We start from the raw sequence: 15,487 nt of genomic DNA on the forward strand, positions 1-15,487 counted from the left end.
CTTCTGCCAGTGACGACACGGCCCCGGGCGCGATGCCCGGGGCCGTTCGCGCTCCTGGGTCCGCCCGGGCACGACCCCAGGGAGGCACCATCATGATCATCGACCACCGCCGGCTCGGGCGCGAGCTCGACGTCTTCGACTCCGACCCGCTCATCGGCGCCGGCCTGCCGTTCTGGCTGCCGGAGGGCGCCGCCGCCCGGCACGAGGTGGAGGCGTACGTCCGCGACCTCGAACGCCGCGCCGGCTACCGGCACGTGTACTCGCCCGCCTTGGGCAAACAGCAGTTGTACGAGCTGTCCGGCCACTGGTCCCACTTCGCCGGCGACATGTTCCCGCCCCTGCCCTCCGGGGCGGCCGGCGAGGCACTGATGCTGCGGCCCAGCCTGTGCCCGCACCACGCGCTGATCTTCGGGTCACGGCAGCGGTCGTACCGGGACCTGCCGCTGCGGATCGCCGAGCTGGGCACCATGTACCGGGCGGAACGGTCCGGGGTGCTGGGCGGCCTCCATCGGGTCCGGGCGATCTCCCTCAACGACGGCCACATCTTCTGCCCCGCCGACCGGGCCGGCGAGGAGGTGGCGGGCGTGCTGCGCCTGATGCGCCGGGCCCACGACGCGCTCGGCGTGCGGCCGTCGTCGTACCGGCTGTCGCTGCGGGGAGAGGGCGGCGCGTACGCGGGCGACGACGACGCCTGGGAGCGGGCCGGCCGGCTGCTGCGCCGGGCCCTCGACGAGGTCGCGGTGCCGTACGAGGAGGCCCCCGGCGAGGCCGCGTTCTACGGCCCGAAGATCGACGTCCAGGTCGCCGACCCGGCGGGCCGCGAGTCCACCCTGGCCACCGTGCAGATCGACTTCCACCAGCCGGCCCGCTTCGACCTGTCGTACGCCGACGCCTCCGGCGGCCGGGCCCGGCCGGTGATGGTGCACCGCAGCCTGGTCGGCTCGTTCGAGCGGCTCTTCGCCCACCTGATCGAGGCCCACGGCGGCGCCTTCCCGGTCTGGTACGCCCCGGTCCAGCTGGCCGTGGTCCCGGTCTCCGCCGGCCAGCTGCCGGCCGCGGAGGCCTTCGCCCGCGACGCGATCGCCGCCGGTCTGCGCGCCGAGGTGCACGCGGACGGCTCGGTCGGGGCGCGGATCCGGGACGCCGCCGGGCGGAAGGTGCCGTACGTCGCGGTGATCGGCGCGCGGGAGGCGGCCGGCGGCCGGGTCGCCCTGCGGCTGCGCGACGGCCGGCGCCTCCCACCGGGCCCCGGCGCGGAGGCGATCGCCCTGGTCTCGGCGGTCGCCGCGGCCCGCACCGGGGACCTGCGGGCCTAGGGGGTCGCGTCCAGCGCGCCGAGGATGCGCTTGTGGTGGGCGTCGAGCTCCTCGGCCGGCACGGACGTGTTCACCCGGGCGAAGTCGAAGTCGGCCATCTCGTACGCCGGGAAGACGTGCACGTGCGCGTGCGGCACCTCGAACCCGGCGATGACCAGCCCGGCCCGGGGCGCGTCGAAGGCCCGCTTGAGCACGCCGCCGATCCGGTGGCTCACCGCCATCAGGTGCGCGGCCAGCTCCGGCTCGAGGTCCGTCCACTCGTCCACCTCGGCGCGCGGCACGACCAGGGTGTGGCCGGCCGTGAGCGGCGCGATGGTGAGGAACGCCGCGACCCGGTCGTCGGACCAGACGATCCGGCCGGGCAGCTCGCCCTCGATGATTTTCGTGAAGATCGTCGGCACTGCGGAGATCACCCTCTTCTCTCGTGGCTACACCTCGTCAACGGGCCCGGGGCGGCGATGTTCACCGCCGTCCCGGCCCGGCCGGGTGCGTCAGGCGATGCGGACCAGGTTCTTGCCGATGCCGCCGCCGCGGAGCATGGCGAGGAAGGCCTCCGGGGCCGACTCCAGGCCCTCGAAGATCGTCTCCCGGTAGCGGAGGCTGCCGTCGGCGACCGCCGGGGCCACGTCGCGCAGGAACTCGTCGCGCAGGTCCCGGTGGTCGCCGACGAGCATGCCGCGCAGCGTGAGGCGCTTGCCGATGACCTGGGAGAGGTTGCGCGGGGCCGGGGTGGGCTCGGTGGCGTTGTAGACGCTGATCATGCCGCACACGCAGATGCGGCCGTGCACGTTCAGCGCCGAGATCGCGGCCTCGAGGTGGTCGCCGCCGACATTGTCGAAGTACACGTCGATGCCGTCCGGGGCGGCGGTGCGCAGCTGCTCGCGGATGGGGCCGTCGTGGTAGTCGAACGCCGCGTCGAAGCCGAGCTCGTCGCGGACGTACGCCACCTTCTCCGCGGAACCGGCGCTGCCGATCACCCGGGCCGCGCCCTTGAGGCGGGCGAGCTGCCCGGCGACCTGACCCACGGCGCCGGCCGCGCTCGAGACGAAGACGACGTCACCGGCCTTGAACTCCGCCGAGCGCAGCAGCCCCGCGTACGCGGTCAGCCCGGTCATCCCCAGCACCCCCAGGTACGCCCCCAGCGGCGCCACCGACGGGTCGACCTTCGCCGCCGAGGACGCGCCGACCAGCGCGTACTCGCGCCAGCCGAGGCCGTGCAGGACGACGTCGCCGGGCTCGAAGCCGTCCGCGGCGCTGGTCACGACCTCGCCCACGGCGCCGCCGTCGAGCGCCTCGCCCAGCTTGAACGGCGGCACGTACGACTTGCGGTCGTCCATCCGGCCGCGCATGTAGGGGTCGACGCTCATCAGCAGGTTGCGCACGAGGAGCTGGCCGGGGCCCGGGTCCGGCACCTCGGTGCGGGCGGTCGCGAAGGTGGCCGCGTCGGGCCAGCCCTGCGGGCGCGCGGCGAGGCGGATCTCGGTGGAGGAGACGGTCATGGACCGACCCTAGCCGCCGGGCCCGCTGCCGGGCCCGGCGGCCGATGATCAGACCGTACGGGCGAGGCGGTCGGCGAGCAGCTTCGCGAACCGGGCCGGGTCGGCGAGGTCCCCGCCCTCGGCGAGCAGCGCCGTGCCGTACAGCAGCTCGGCGGTCTCCGGCAGGGCCGGGTCGGCGGCGCGCTCGGCGTACGCGTCACGCAGGCCGGTGACCAGCGGGTGCTCCGGGTTCAGCTCGAGGATGCGCTTGACCGGCGGCACGTCCTGGCCCATCGCCTTGTACATCTTCTCCAGCGTCGGGCTGATGTCGTCGGCGTCGCTGACCAGGCAGGCCGGCGAGGTGGTGAGCCGGGTGGAGAGCCGCACCTCCTTGACGTCGCCCAGGGTCTCGCCGAGCCAGGTCAGCAGCGGGGCGAACTCGCCGGTGCGCTCCTGCGAGGGCTTCTCGTCGGAGGGCAGGTCGACGTTGCCGCGGGCGATGGACTGCAGCTTCCTGCCGTCGTAGTCGGGGACGGCGTCGACCCAGATCTCGTCCACCGGGTCGGTGAGCAGCAGGACCTCGTACCCCTGGGCCTTGAACGCCTCCATGTGCGGGGAATTCTCGACCTGGGCGCGGCTCTCCCCCGTCATGAAGTAGATCTCCTCCTGGCCCTCCTTCATCCGCGAGACGTAGTCGGCCAGGGTGGTCGGCTCGTCGCCGGCGGTGGAGGAGAACGAGGCGACGTCCAGGATGGCCTTGCGGTCGTCGGCCTCGCCGAGCAGGCCCTCCTTCACCGCGCGGCCGAACTCGCGCCAGAAGGTGCGGTACTTCTCCGGGTCCTTCGTCATCAGGTCCTTGACGGTGGACAGGACCTTCTTGGCGAGCCGGCGCCGGATCAGCTGGATGTGCCGGTCCTGCTGCAGGATCTCGCGGGAGATGTTCAGCGACAGGTCGGCCGCGTCCACGACACCCTTGACGAAGCGCAGGTAGTCGGGGATCAGCTCGCGGCTGTCGTCCATGATGAACACGCGCTTGACGTAGAGCTGGATGCCCCGGCGGCCGTCGCGCTGGAACAGGTCGTGCGGGGCGCGCGCCGGGATGAACAGCAGCGCCTCGTACTCGAAGGTGCCCTCGGCCTTGAGGTTGATGGTCTCGAGCGGGTCGGTCCAGTCGTGGCTGATGTGGCGGTAGAACTCGGCGTACTCCTCGTCCTTCACCTCGGCGCGGGGCCGCGCCCAGAGCGCCTTCATCGAGTTCAGCGTGTCCGGCTCACCCTCGGTGCGCACCAGCCGGATCGGGAACGAGATGAAGTCGGAGTAGCGCTTGACGATCTCCCGGATCTTCCACTCGTCCGCGTAGTCGTAGAGCGCGTCCTCCTCGTCCTTCGGGCGAAGGTGGACGGTCACGGCGGTGCCGACGGGCGCGTCCGCGAGATCCTCGATCGTGTACGTGCCCTCGCCGGCCGACTCCCAGCGCGTACCCGTGTCCTCCCCGGCCTTGCGGGTGACCAGGGTGACCCTGTCGGCGACCATGAACGTCGAGTAGAAGCCGACGCCGAACTGGCCGATCAGCTCGGCCGACTCCTTGTTCTCCTTGAGCTGGCGCAGCATCTCCGCCGTGCCGGAGCGGGCGATCGTGCCGATGAGCCCGACGACCTCGTCGCGGGACATCCCGATGCCGTTGTCCCGTACGGTCAGCGTCCGGGCTTCCTTGTCGGCCTCGATCTCGATGTGCAGGTCCTCGCCGCGCAGACTGTCGTCGGTGAGGCCGGCGAGGCGCCGCTTGTCCAGGGCGTCGGAGGCGTTGGAGACCAGCTCCCGCAGGAAGATGTCCTTGTTCGAGTAGATCGAGTGGACCATCAGCTGCAACAGCTGGCGCGCCTCGGCCTGGAACTCCAGCGTCTCGGTGCTCATGTCATCCCTCCGTGCGTCCGGTGTGTTCCCGACGCTGATCGTATGACCCCGCGCGGATCTACCCGAAGGGGTTCCCCGGGACCGCGGGCGGCCAGCTCACCGAGTCGGGGCCGGGCAGCCCGCCGGTGCCGGGCTCCCACGGGAAGCCCGCGCCGTCTCCCTCGGACTTCGCCGGGGTCGGCTCCGGCGGTTCCACGGTGGCCGGGGTGGTCGCGGGCGTCGTCGCCGGGGTCGTCGCGGGCGTGGTCGCCGGGGTCTGCGGGGGCGTGGTCGCCGGGGTGGTCGCGGGCGTCGTGGCCGGCGGCGTCGTCGCCGGGGGCTTCGTGGCCGGGGGCTCGGTGGCCGGGGGCTTCGTGGCCGGGGTGGTCGCCGGCGGGCGGACCGGCGGCGTGGTGGGCCGGTGCGGGGCCGGCCGGGTGGTCGTCGCCGCCGGGGTCGGCACCGGCGGGTGCTCCGCGGGCGGGCGGGGTGCGGCGGTCGTGCGCTGCGGCGCGGCGAGGACCGGTGCGGGTCCCGCGGGCGTGGTGACGCCTCCCGGCACCGTCGTGACCGGGGTCCACGGGGTCAGCGTCCGGATCCGGGACGGCGCCGCCCCGGGCGCATGAGGTGCCGGCGCGGGCTGCACCGGCGGGACGGGCCGGGCCGCCGGGCCGCGCCGCGCCGCCGCACCCAGCGCCTCCTCGGCGCCCGCGACGACCGTGCGTTCCCGGGCCGCGGGAGTGCCGTCGCGGTCCTCGGCGGCGCCCAGCACGACCGCTCCCGTGCCGGAGAGCAGGCACACCGCCGCCATGCACCCGATGATCTGCTTTTCCCGCCTCGTCAACTCAACCATAAAACCGTCATACAGGTACGAACGTGACTTACGCCCCGGTTCGGCGGTAATTCCCTCCGTGTCGCTCCGGGGACCCGCCGGATCGCCTAATCACATTGAGTGATGCGCTCTCCATCTTGCGGGTCGATCATCACTCTGGGTATCTTTCTCCGCGAGATCGCCGGCACCCCGTCGGGCGAGGCTGTACGGGAGTTTCCGGTGAACCTGAGCGAGGTCGCGATGGCCGCGGCAATTACGGTGAGTATCTCCGGTGTCTCTTACGCTGCGTTCCATACCGACACCCTGACGGGGACGACGCTCAAGGTGGCCCAGCAGGTCACCTGCCGCACGGTGGACGAGGCGATCGTCGCGTACGCCGCCGAGCACGGCGGCACCCCCGCGCGCATCGGCCAGCTGAGGGCGTACGTGAAGGGCGACATCTCGGCGTACCGGATCGTCCGCGGCCAGGCCACCGGGCCGGGCTGCCGGCCGCCGGCCTGACCCCGCGCCCGGTCCCGCCGTCACGCGCCGCCCCGGCGGACCGTTGATCGGCTGATGAACCGACGAACCCTGCTGACCGGTGCCGGCGCGGCGGCGGCCGTCGCGGCCACCGGCGCCTACCTCCGCGACCGGTACGCCGCCCGCCCCGTCATCCCCGACGTCCCCCTCGGCGACGAGCGTCTCGAGCAGCGCCCGTCGCGGGCCCGGGGCCGTACGGTCGACTTCTACACCGCCGTCCCGCACGGCCACGGCGACGGCCGCGGCCTGCCCGTCTGCCTGGTCCTGCACGGCGCGTCGAAGACCGCCGCCGACTTCCCGGCCCTGGGCCTCGGCCGCCTGCTCACCGACTCGGTACGCCGCGGCAACCGCCCGTTCGTGCTGGCCGGAGCGACCGGCGGCCGGCTGTCCTGGCGCCCGTCCGGCGCGGACGACCCGCAGCGGATGGTGCACGAGGAGATCCCGGCGTGGTGCGCCGAGCGCGGCTTCGAGACCGACCGGCTCGCGGTGTGCGGCTGGTCGATGGGCGGCTTCGGCTCGCTGCTGCTGGCCGAGACGTTCCCCGGGTTCGTCCGGGCGGTGGCCGCCTTCTCCCCCGCGGTGCATCCGGGCGACGAGGTGTTCGCGCGGGCCGCAGCCCTGCGGGGCACTCCGGTCGGGCTGTGGTGCGGCACGGACGACGGGCTGCTGCCGGACGTACGGGCCCTGGAACGCGCCCTGCCCGAACCGAAAGCAGCCGGGAGCTACGCGGAGGGCCGGCACAACTTCGCCTACTGGAGCACGTGCGTGCCGGAGGCCTTCGACCTCATCGCGGACAGCACCGTGTGACCCAGGTCACGTGGCGCGGGGCATCGCATCGACGGACGCGGTCGTCTTGCCGAGTACCCGACCGTCCTCGACCCCAGGAGCCGCAGTGAGTGTTCTCGCATCCCGGACCAGCGATGCCGCCGTACGCCCGCGCGTCCTCAACGTGGCCGGATATCTGCTGCTCGTCCAGGCCGTCCTGATGCTGGTCGCGCTCGGCACCTCGCTGTACTACGGCGACCTGCTGAGCGGGGAGGGCGCGTCCGCGGGCGCCGCCGCCGGCCATCTGGCCGGCCGGTCCGCGGAGCCCACGGCGTTCGGCATCGCATGCCTCGTCACCGCGACCGCGGTCCTGGCGGCCCTGGCCGTCCTCGTCCTGCGCGCGAACGCCGGGGCACGGATCGCCGCCCTGGTCCTGAGCGTCGCCGGGACCGCCACCGGCCTCCGGCTGCTGTACAGCGCGCCGGCGCCGGCCGACGAGGGTCCGCGCTGGTACGAGGCGAACAGCGTGGTGGGCGCCACCCAGCTGGCCGTGCTGCTCACCTACCTCGGGATCGCCGCCTGCCTCGCGGTGCACCACCGCGCCGGCGTCAGGCGCTGACGGAGGCGGGGCGACGGGCCCGGCGGGTGCGCCCCGGGCGGGCGACCGTGCGGGCCAGGGCCGCGGCCGGGGCGGCCGGGGCGGCGCGGCGGGCGGCCGGGACCCGGCGGGCCGCGGCGGCCACCGTCGCCCGGCGGCCGAGCTCGGCGCGCCACAGCCAGGCGATGTCGATGCCGAAGGTCCAGACCAGCGAGACCAGGACGCCCGCCGCCGCGAGGACGATCAGCGCGTCCGGCAGCAGGCTCGCCGTGGCGACCACGAGGACCACGCCCTGGACCGCGGCGACGACCTTGCGGGAGAAGCGGGGCGGCAGCGCCGCGGTGAGCCACGGCGCCACGAAGGTGGCCGCGTAGAACGCGTAGCGGAAGACCCCGATCGCGAGCGCCCACCAGCCGAAGGTGCTGGCCACGAAGACGCTGAGCACCAGTGCCAGGAACGAGTCGACCTCCATGTCGAAACGCGCCCCGAGGGCCGTCGTGCTGTTCGTGCGGCGGGCGACCTGGCCGTCCACGCCGTCGAGGGCCAGTGCCACACCGACCAGCGTCACCAGGACGGGCAGCGCCACCGGGCGGTCGAACGAGGTCACGACCAGGGCGGTCACGGCGCCGACGAGGGTGGCGCGGCCCAGGGTCACCGCGTTGGCGGGGCCCATCGCGCTCATGCCCGCCTTGCGCATTCCCGTACGCAGCAGCGCGCACAGCACCAGCGCGTAGGCCGTACCGGCGAGCCACCCCGCGGCGCTCATGCCGGTCGTCGCCGCCAGGACGGCCATGAGGACGAGCTGCACGGCCACTCCCGCGAGCGGACCCCGTCCCGAACGAGCCGTCATCGTGCCGATACTCATAGTCACCCTGCCTCCGGATCCGCAAGATCGGATCACGCGTATGGTTGCCGCAGTCCCCCCTGAACACGCTTCCCCGGCGCGTTCGGTTCATACCCCCGAGGAGAAATCAGGTGACACGTACGGCGCGGGCCTTCTGGGTGACCGCACCCGGCGCGGGCGAGATCCGGCCGGTGGTGCTGCCCGAGCCCGGACCGGACGAGGTCCTGGTCCGCACCCTGCACTCCGGGATCAGCCGCGGCACCGAGACGCTGGTGTTCCGCGGCGGCGTGCCGCAGAGCCAGCACGCGGCCATGCGCGCCCCGTTCCAGGAGGGCGACTTCCCGGCCCCGGTGAAGTACGGCTACCTCAACGCCGGCGTCGTCGAGCAGGGCCCGGAGCACCTGCTCGGCCGCATCGTCTTCTGCCTCTATCCGCACCAGACGCACTACGTCGTGCCGGCCGCGGCGGTCACGGTGGTGCCGCCGTCCGTGCCCGCCTCCCGCGCGGTGCTGGCCGGCACCGTCGAGACCGCCCTCAACGCGCTGTGGGACGCCGCGCCGCTGGTCGGCGACCGGATCGCCGTGGTGGGCGCGGGCATGGTGGGCGCGAGCGTCGCCGCGGTCCTGTCCCGTTTCCCCGCCGCGAAGGTGCAGCTGGTGGACGCCGACCCGGCCCGCGAGGAGGTCGCCGGGGCGCTCGGCGTGGACTTCGCGCTGCCCGCGGACGCCACCGGCGACTGCGATCTGGTCGTGCACGCCAGCGCCACCTCCGCCGGGCTCACCCGCTCGCTCGAACTGCTCGCCGACGAGGGTACGGTCATCGAGCTGAGCTGGTACGGCGACCGCGAGGTCAGCGTGCCCCTCGGCGAGTTCTTCCACTCCCGGCGCCTCACCGTCCGCAGCAGCCAGGTCGGCGGGATCGCCCCGGCCCGCCGCGGGCGCCGCTCGTACGCCGACCGCCTCGCCGTCGCCCTCGACCTGCTCGCCGACCCGGTGTTCGACACCCTGCTCACCGGCGGCTCGGACTTCGCGGAGCTGCCCGCGGTCCTGCCCCGGCTGGCCTCCGGCGAGCTGCCCGCGATGTGCCACCTCATCACCTACCCGACAGGAGAGTGAATGTTCAGCGTCACCGTCCGTGATCACATCATGATCGCCCACAGCTTCTCCGGCGAGGTCTTCGGACCCGCCCAGAAGCTGCACGGCGCCACGTTCGTGGTGGACGCGACGTTCAAGCGTCCCGAGCTGGACGCGGACAACATCGTGGTCGACATCGGCCTGGCGAGCCAGGAACTGCACGCCATCTGCGGCGCCCTGAGCTACCGCAACCTCGACGACGAGCCGGACTTCCGGGGCGTCAACACGTCCACCGAGTTCCTGGCCAAGGTGATCGCCGACCGGCTGGCCGGCAAGGCGGCGGACGGCGGGCTGGGCGCCGGCGCCGGCGGGCTCACCGGCATCGCGGTCACCCTGCACGAGTCGCACATCGCCTGGGCGAGCTACGAGCGGGACCTGTGACCGATGCGCTCCACGCGGTGCTGCCGGGCGACATCGACGACCCGGCGGCGCCGAGCGGCGGCAACACGTACGACCGCAGGGTCCTGACCGGCCTGGCCGCGACCCGCGAGGTGCACGAGATCGCGGTCGCGGCGCCCTGGCCGTACCCGTCGGAGCGGGACACCGCGCGCCTGGCGGCGGCGCTGCGGGCGGTGCCGGACGGCGCGACCGTGCTGATGGACGGCCTGGTGGCCTGCGCGGCGCCCGGGGTGGTGGAGGCCGAGGCGCGGCGGTTGCGCCCGGTGGTCCTGGTCCACCTTCCCCTCGGCGACGAGACGGGCGCCGCGCCGGAACTGCCCGCCCGCGAGCGCCGGGCCCTGCACGCGGCCCGTGCCGTGGTGGCGACCAGCTCCGGCGCCGCCCGGCGGCTCGAGCACCTGCACGACCTGTCCGCCGGCAGCGTCCACGTGGCGCCGCCCGGCGTGGACCCGGCGCCGCTCACCCCCGGCAGCGCCTCCGGCGGCCGGCTGCTCTGCGTGGCGGCGGTGACCCCGCGCAAGGCGCAGGACGTGCTGGTGGAGGCGCTGCGTACGCTCGGCGATCTGGACTGGGAATGCACCTGCGTCGGCGCCCTCGACCGGGACCCGGACTTCACCGCCCGGGTCCGCGCCCGCGCCGGCGACCGGGTGCGCTTCGCCGGCACCCGCACCGGCGCCGCCCTGGACGCCACCTACGCCGCCGCCGACCTGCTCGTCCTCCCCTCCCTCGCGGAGACGTACGGGATGGTGGTGACCGAGGCCCTCGCCCGCGGCATCCCGGTGCTCGGCACCCGCGTCGAGGGCGTGCCGGAGGCGATCGGCCGGGCGCCTGACGGCACGGTGCCGGGTGGGCTGGTGCCGCCCGGCGACGTAGAGTCCCTGGCCACGGCCCTGCGGAGCTGGCTGACCGACGCCGGCCTGCGGGAGTCCCGGCGCGCCGCCGCCCGGGCCCGCCGCGCCGGCCTGCGCGGCTGGGACGAGACGATCCGACGACTGAGCGAGGTACTGCACGCATGACCGGAGAGTTCAGCACCGACTGGCTGACCCTGCGCGAGCCCGCGGACGCGGCCGCCCGCGCCACCGACCTGCCCGCCCTGGTCCGGTCCGGCGCGGTCGTCCGGGACCTCGGCTGCGGCACCGGCTCGATGGCGCGGTGGCTGGCCCCGCGGCTGCCCGGCCCGCAGCACTGGATCCTGCAGGACCGCGACCCGGCGCTGCTCGCGTACGCCGCGCAGCACGGCCCCGCCGCCGCGGCCGACGGCAGCCCGGTCACCGTGGAGACGGCCGAGGGCGACGTCGCCGGCCTGACCGCCGCCGACCTCGAGGGCGTGTCCCTGGTCACCTGCTCGGCACTGCTCGACCTGTTCACCGTCGACGAGGTGGCCGCCCTCGCCGACGTCTGCGTCGCGTCGGGAACGCCCGCGCTGTTCACCCTCTCGGTGGTGGGCGAGGTCACGTTCGATCCCCCGCACCCGCTCGACGCCGAGGTGGCCGCCGCCTTCAACGAGCACCAGCGCCGCGAGACCGGCGGACGGCGGCTGCTCGGGCCCGAGGCGGTCGGCGCCGCGGCGGAGGCGTTCGCCAAGGCCGGGGCGTCGGTCACCACCCGGCCGAGCCCGTGGCGGCTGGGTCCCGCGCACGCCGAGCTCACCGCCGAGTGGCTGCGCGGCTGGGTCGCCGCGGCCGCCGATCAGCGCCCGGAGCTGCGCACGGACGACTTCCTTGCGACCCGGCTCGGCCAGCTCGAGGCCGGCGCGCTCCGGGTAACGGTCGGGCATCAAGATCTCTTCGCGCAGAAAGACTGAACCACCTGACGCCACCGGAACGTATTAGTCGCAGAAGGTGACGTGGAGGGGGCTGGGGAATGAACCGATCGATCTGGGCGTGGGTGCGGCTGCTGGGCGGGGTGGGCATCCTCGCCGTGCTGCTCTGGCGCCTGGGCACCGGGGCGTTCCTCGACGGGCTGCGGGTGATCGACGCGGCCACCCTCGGCACCGCCTTCGCGATCGGCGTCACCACCACGGTGTTCAGCGCCTGGCGCTGGTGCCTCGTGGCCCGCGGCCTCGGCCTGCGGCTCTCGCTGCGGGGCGCGATCGCCGACTACTACAAGGCCCTGTTCATCAACGCGGCGCTGCCCGGCGGGGTGCTCGGGGACGTCGACCGGGCGGTCCGGCACGGCCGGGAGGAAGGCGACGTCGGGCGCAGCGTACGGGCGGTGGTGCTCGAGCGTACGGCCGGGCAGATCGTGCTGGTGTCGGTCGGGATCGCGGTGCTGCTGACCGTACCGTCGCCGGTGTTGACCCACCTGAGGGAGCACGGCCGGGTCGTCGCCACGGCCGCCGCGGCCACCGCCGGCATCGCGGTCGTGCTGATCGTCGCCGTCGGCCGGCTGCGCAGCGGGGCGTCGCGGTGGGCCCGGGCGGCCCGCACGGCGGTCACCGAGATCCGCGCCGGGCTGCTCTCGCGCCGCAACTGGCCCGGCATCGTCCTCGCCTCCACGGTGGTGCTCGCGGGCCACCTGGCGACCTTCGTCGTGGCGGCCCGCGCGGCCGGCTCCGAGACCTCGGTGCTGCGCCTGGCCCCGCTCCTGCTGCTCGCCCTGCTCTCCATGGCCCTGCCGGTGAACGTGGGCGGCTGGGGGCCGCGCGAGGGCGTCACCGCCTGGGCGTTCGGCGCCGCCGGCCTGAGCGCCGCCCAGGGACTCACCGTCGCGGTCGTCTACGGCCTGTTCGCGTTCGTCGCGGCCCTGCCCGGCCTGGCCGTCATCGCGGCACGGGCGATCGCGAAGGCGCGGGCCAGGAGGGCCGCCGTCGCGGCGCCGGCCCGCCCGGGACCGGTGATCCTGGAGATCCTTCCGGCGCGTCCCGTTGTCAGGCCCGTCCGGGAGCTGGTCGGCAGCGGTGCGTGAAGGTGCCGCCACCCTCGGCGCGGATTATGTTGGGGCGGTGGAAGATCGGCCGTACGTCCTGCTGAGCTGTGGCATGTCCATCGACGGGTATGTCGACAGCGCGGACGAGGAGCGGCTGCTGCTCTCCAACGACGCCGACTTCGACCGGGTGGACGAGGTCCGGGCCGGCTGCGACGCGATCCTGGTCGGCGCGGGCACGGTCCGCCAGGACAACCCCCGGCTGCTGGTCCGCGACGAGGCCCGCCGCCGGGCCCGGATCGCCCGCGGCGAGCGCCCCGACCCGGTCAAGGTGACCGTCACCGGCACCTGTGACCTCGACCCGCGGGCCCGGTTCTTCACCCTCGGCGAGGCCGAGAAGCTGGTCTACTGCGCGAGCCCGGCGGTGCCCTCGGCCCGCCGCAGGCTCGGCGGCCTGGCCACGGTGGTCGACGCGGGCGACCCGCTGGACCTGGCCCGGGTCACCGGCGACCTGGCCCGGCGCGGCGTCGGCCGGCTCATGGTCGAGGGCGGCGGCACCGTGCACACCCAGTTCCTCACCGCCGGCCTCGCCGACGAGCTGCAGCTCGTGGTGGCGCCGTTCTTCGTGGGCGACTCCAAGGCGCCGCGCTTCGTCGGCGACGGCACGTTCCCGTGGAGCCCGCACCGCCGCGCAGACCTCATCGAGGTGCGCCAGATCGGCGACGTGGTGCTGCTGCGCTACGCCCTGTCCGACCGGTTCCGGGACTGACGGTGACCCCGCAGGTGGAACCGCAAACCGCTGATCGAAATGGGGGCCCGATGTCCGACGCGCCGGCCTGGAGAGACATCCCGCAAGCGACGGTACGGACCCGCGTGACCGTCCCGCTGCGCTTCGCCGACGGGTACGCCACGACCGCCCGCGTGCTGACCTTCGACGGCCTGGTCGACGGCCGCGAGCACCTCGCCCTGGGCCTGGGCGACTGGGAGCGCTCGCTCGGCGAGAGCCCCCTGGTGCGCCCGCACAGCGAATGCCTCACCGGCGACGTCTTCGGCAGCCAGCGCTGCGACTGCGGCCCGCAACTGCGCGAGGCGGTCGAGCGGATCGCCGTCGCCGGCGGGCTGCTGCTCTACCTGCGCCAGGAGGGCCGCGGCATCGGGCTGTACGCGAAGCTCGACGCGTACGCGCTGCAGGAGGCGGGGCTGGACACGTACGAGGCGAACGTGGCGCTGGGCCGCGGTGAGGACGAGCGGGACTACACCGCGGCCGCGCAGATGCTGCTGGCCCTGGGCGCCGACAAGATCCGGCTGCTGAGCAACAACCCGGACAAGGCCGCCCAGCTCCAGGCGTACGGGGTGGAGATCAAGGAGCGGATCCCGACGGGGGTGCACCTGTCCGCGGACAACCTGCGCTATCTCGCGACGAAGGCCACGCACACGGCGCACACCCTCAACCTGCCGGGACTGTGACCGGGCAGACGCCGCCCTCCCGGGGCACGGTCAGGCCGATCAGGTACGCGTCCACCGCCGTCCTCATGCAGTCCGAGCTGCCGTAGGAGCCGTGCCCGGCGCCCGCGTACGTCAGCAGCACGCCGGAGCGCCCCAGCTGGCGGGCCACGGACAGGGCCCAGTTGTAGCCGGTCGCCGGGTCGTGCCGGGCGTTGATCTGCAGCACCGGCACCGGGGTGTGCACGCGCAGCCGGTGCTGCGGGCTCGTCACCGGCTGCTCCCACCCCAGGCACAGGGCCACGGCCAGGGCCCCGGCCGAGTAGCGCAGGTCCCGGGTCTCCGCGCGCCGGACCAACCGGGCGTACTCGTCGTAGTCGCGCACGGTCAGTGACCAGTCGGCGCAGAACACGGGGACGACCGGCGTCGGCACGGCGACCGGCAGCACCGGCTCGCCGTCGCGCAGGTCCGCCAGCGCCGCCGCCAGATCGGTATATTTCGGGCCGTACAGCAGGGCGTGCAGGAGGGCGTGCAGCTGCCAGACGGACAGCCCGGTTCCGCCGCGGCCGGCGTCACGCACCAGCTCGTGCCACACCTGCCGCGCGCCCGGATCATGCACGGCACAGGCGTCTCCGGCCTGCTCGCACCAGGTCACGAACGCGTCGAAGGAGTCCTGCAGCGCCCAGCCCTGCGTCCGCAGGAAGCCGCCGACGTCCTGGCTGTGGTCCATCGCGCTCTCCAGGACGAGGGCGCGGACGTGCGACGGGTAGCGCTCGGCGTACAGCTCGCCCAGCAGGGTGCCGTACGAGCTGCCGTGGAACGTCACCTGCCGCTCCCCAAGCGCCGCCCGCAGGGCATCGAGGTCACGGACCGTGTCCGCGGTCCCCGCGTGGGAGATCAGGGAGGGCGGATCCGTCCGGCACGACGCCCAGTACGCCCGGTTGGTGGCGATCCGCTCGGCGAAGGCGGCCGGCCCGTCGATGACCGGGTCGGTGACGGCGGGCAGGTCGCAGCGCACCGGGGCGCTCCCGCCGACGCCACGCGGGTCGAAGCTGGCGATGTCGAACCGGCGCTGCAGCTCCTCGCTGAAGCGCTTCGAGCCGGTCATGATGCGTTTGGTGCCGGAGTCGCCGGGCCCGCCCGGCCCGAAGATCAGGGTGCCCACCCGGGTCGCGGGGTCCGCGGCACGGCGGGCGATCGCGAAGCGGAAGGTCTCGCCGTCCGGCCGGGACCAGTCCACCGGCAGATCCAGGAAGGCGCACTCGGCGCCCGGCGGTGCGGAGGTGCGGCAGGGCTGCCAGTCGATCGGGGGCGGGCCCGCGGACGCGGACGCGGGCACGGCGAGGACGGTCGCCGCCGTCAGGACCGCCGCGAGGGCTCGGAACATCAGCATGGCTCGATC

At 74.3% G+C, this 15,487-nt stretch carries 17 protein-coding genes; 11 read left to right on the forward strand and 6 right to left on the reverse strand.

The annotated features are described in order from the left end of the window. The first annotated feature begins 95 nt into the window (after positions 1 to 95). A complete protein-coding gene (thrS, locus tag CLV70_RS02095; protein WP_106124998.1) occupies positions 96 to 1,316 on the forward strand; it encodes a threonine--tRNA ligase in 1,221 nt (406 codons plus the stop codon). Here the strand turns inward: thrS and CLV70_RS02100 are convergent. The 4 genes from CLV70_RS02100 to CLV70_RS02115 all read right to left on the reverse strand — a co-directional run bounded on the left by CLV70_RS02100 (position 1,313) and on the right by CLV70_RS02115 (position 5,531). Continuing rightward, entirely contained in the window at positions 1,313 to 1,717 is a 405-nt protein-coding gene (locus tag CLV70_RS02100; protein ID WP_106124585.1) for an HIT family protein, read from the reverse strand. The two genes, thrS and CLV70_RS02100, sit on opposite strands and share 4 nt — an antisense overlap. Positions 1,718 to 1,807: 90 nt before the next feature. Then, complete coding sequence (locus CLV70_RS02105) at positions 1,808 to 2,815, reverse strand: NADP-dependent oxidoreductase (RefSeq protein ID WP_106124586.1); 1,008 nt, start codon at positions 2,813 to 2,815, stop codon at positions 1,808 to 1,810. A gap of 48 nt (positions 2,816 to 2,863) precedes the next feature. Continuing rightward, positions 2,864 to 4,708 carry a molecular chaperone HtpG gene (gene htpG, locus CLV70_RS02110; RefSeq protein WP_106124587.1) on the reverse strand — a complete coding sequence of 615 codons (1,845 nt, stop codon included), beginning with the start codon at positions 4,706 to 4,708 and terminating at the stop codon, positions 2,864 to 2,866. A 58-nt stretch (positions 4,709 to 4,766) separates the two neighbouring features. Further along, on the reverse strand, positions 4,767 to 5,531 hold the full coding sequence (locus CLV70_RS02115; protein ID WP_146163925.1) for a hypothetical protein: 765 nt from the start codon (positions 5,529 to 5,531) through the stop codon (positions 4,767 to 4,769). A gap of 207 nt (positions 5,532 to 5,738) precedes the next feature. On the opposite strand from CLV70_RS02115, the gene CLV70_RS02120 reads away from it, so the two are divergent. The 3 genes from CLV70_RS02120 (at position 5,739) to CLV70_RS02130 (ending at position 7,422) form a co-directional block, all read left to right on the forward strand. After that, positions 5,739 to 6,020, forward strand: coding sequence for a hypothetical protein (locus tag CLV70_RS02120; protein ID WP_245907961.1), 282 nt, complete (start codon positions 5,739 to 5,741; stop codon positions 6,018 to 6,020). Between the two features lie 54 nt (positions 6,021 to 6,074). Continuing rightward, positions 6,075 to 6,845: an alpha/beta hydrolase gene (locus tag CLV70_RS02125; protein WP_106124589.1), complete on the forward strand. Its 771-nt coding sequence runs from the start codon at positions 6,075 to 6,077 to the stop codon at positions 6,843 to 6,845. 85 nt (positions 6,846 to 6,930) lie between these two features. Next, positions 6,931 to 7,422, forward strand: a complete 492-nt coding sequence (locus CLV70_RS02130; protein ID WP_146163926.1) for a hypothetical protein — start codon at positions 6,931 to 6,933, stop codon at positions 7,420 to 7,422. Here CLV70_RS02130 and CLV70_RS02135 read toward each other — a convergent pair. Further along, a complete protein-coding gene (locus tag CLV70_RS02135) occupies positions 7,412 to 8,209 on the reverse strand; it encodes a CDP-alcohol phosphatidyltransferase family protein (protein ID WP_342750346.1) in 798 nt (265 codons plus the stop codon). The genes CLV70_RS02130 and CLV70_RS02135 overlap by 11 nt on opposite strands. A gap of 167 nt (positions 8,210 to 8,376) precedes the next feature. Here CLV70_RS02135 and CLV70_RS02140 point away from each other — a divergent pair, with 167 nt between their 5' ends. The 7 genes from CLV70_RS02140 to CLV70_RS02170 are packed head-to-tail and all read left to right on the forward strand — an operon-like array spanning position 8,377 to position 14,109. After that, entirely contained in the window at positions 8,377 to 9,360 is a 984-nt protein-coding gene (locus CLV70_RS02140) for a zinc-dependent alcohol dehydrogenase (protein WP_106124591.1), read from the forward strand. Then, a complete protein-coding gene (locus CLV70_RS02145; protein ID WP_106124592.1) occupies positions 9,361 to 9,759 on the forward strand; it encodes a 6-pyruvoyl trahydropterin synthase family protein in 399 nt (132 codons plus the stop codon). Next, the gene (locus CLV70_RS02150) at positions 9,756 to 10,793 is read left to right on the forward strand and encodes a glycosyltransferase family 4 protein (protein ID WP_106124593.1); all 1,038 of its coding nucleotides are present in this window, start codon (positions 9,756 to 9,758) and stop codon (positions 10,791 to 10,793) included. The genes CLV70_RS02145 and CLV70_RS02150 overlap by 4 nt, the downstream gene beginning before the upstream one ends. Continuing rightward, the gene (locus CLV70_RS02155) at positions 10,790 to 11,581 is read left to right on the forward strand and encodes a class I SAM-dependent methyltransferase (protein ID WP_106124594.1); all 792 of its coding nucleotides are present in this window, start codon (positions 10,790 to 10,792) and stop codon (positions 11,579 to 11,581) included. The genes CLV70_RS02150 and CLV70_RS02155 overlap by 4 nt, the downstream gene beginning before the upstream one ends. A gap of 59 nt (positions 11,582 to 11,640) precedes the next feature. Next, on the forward strand, positions 11,641 to 12,684 hold the full coding sequence (locus CLV70_RS02160; protein ID WP_106124595.1) for a lysylphosphatidylglycerol synthase transmembrane domain-containing protein: 1,044 nt from the start codon (positions 11,641 to 11,643) through the stop codon (positions 12,682 to 12,684). 37 nt (positions 12,685 to 12,721) lie between these two features. Next, complete coding sequence (locus tag CLV70_RS02165) at positions 12,722 to 13,411, forward strand: RibD family protein (RefSeq protein ID WP_106124596.1); 690 nt, start codon at positions 12,722 to 12,724, stop codon at positions 13,409 to 13,411. 50 nt (positions 13,412 to 13,461) lie between these two features. Further along, positions 13,462 to 14,109: a GTP cyclohydrolase II gene (locus CLV70_RS02170; protein ID WP_106124597.1), complete on the forward strand. Its 648-nt coding sequence runs from the start codon at positions 13,462 to 13,464 to the stop codon at positions 14,107 to 14,109. On the opposite strand, the gene CLV70_RS02175 is transcribed toward CLV70_RS02170, so the two are convergent. Beyond that, entirely contained in the window at positions 14,090 to 15,478 is a 1,389-nt protein-coding gene (locus CLV70_RS02175; protein WP_245907962.1) for an alpha/beta hydrolase, read from the reverse strand. The genes CLV70_RS02170 and CLV70_RS02175 overlap by 20 nt on opposite strands. Positions 15,479 to 15,487 lie beyond the last annotated feature (9 nt).

This window comes from Pseudosporangium ferrugineum (assembly GCF_003002065.1).
Classification (GTDB): domain Bacteria; phylum Actinomycetota; class Actinomycetes; order Mycobacteriales; family Micromonosporaceae; genus Actinoplanes; species Actinoplanes ferrugineus_A.

Bases quoted from the DNA above. Each gene is read 5' to 3' on its own strand.
- CLV70_RS02175 (WP_245907962.1), bottom strand. From the start codon at position 15,478: ATGCTGATGTTCCGAGCCCTCGCGGCGGTCCTGACGGCGGCGACCGTC.
- htpG (WP_106124587.1), bottom strand. From the start codon at position 4,708: ATGAGCACCGAGACGCTGGAGTTCCAGGCCGAGGCGCGCCAGCTGTTG.
- CLV70_RS02125 (WP_106124589.1), top strand. From the start codon at position 6,075: ATGAACCGACGAACCCTGCTGACCGGTGCCGGCGCGGCGGCGGCCGTC.
- CLV70_RS02145 (WP_106124592.1), top strand. From the start codon at position 9,361: ATGTTCAGCGTCACCGTCCGTGATCACATCATGATCGCCCACAGCTTC.
- CLV70_RS02105 (WP_106124586.1), bottom strand. From the start codon at position 2,815: ATGACCGTCTCCTCCACCGAGATCCGCCTCGCCGCGCGCCCGCAGGGC.
- CLV70_RS02155 (WP_106124594.1), top strand. From the start codon at position 10,790: ATGACCGGAGAGTTCAGCACCGACTGGCTGACCCTGCGCGAGCCCGCG.
- CLV70_RS02170 (WP_106124597.1), top strand. From the start codon at position 13,462: ATGTCCGACGCGCCGGCCTGGAGAGACATCCCGCAAGCGACGGTACGG.
- CLV70_RS02160 (WP_106124595.1), top strand. From the start codon at position 11,641: ATGAACCGATCGATCTGGGCGTGGGTGCGGCTGCTGGGCGGGGTGGGC.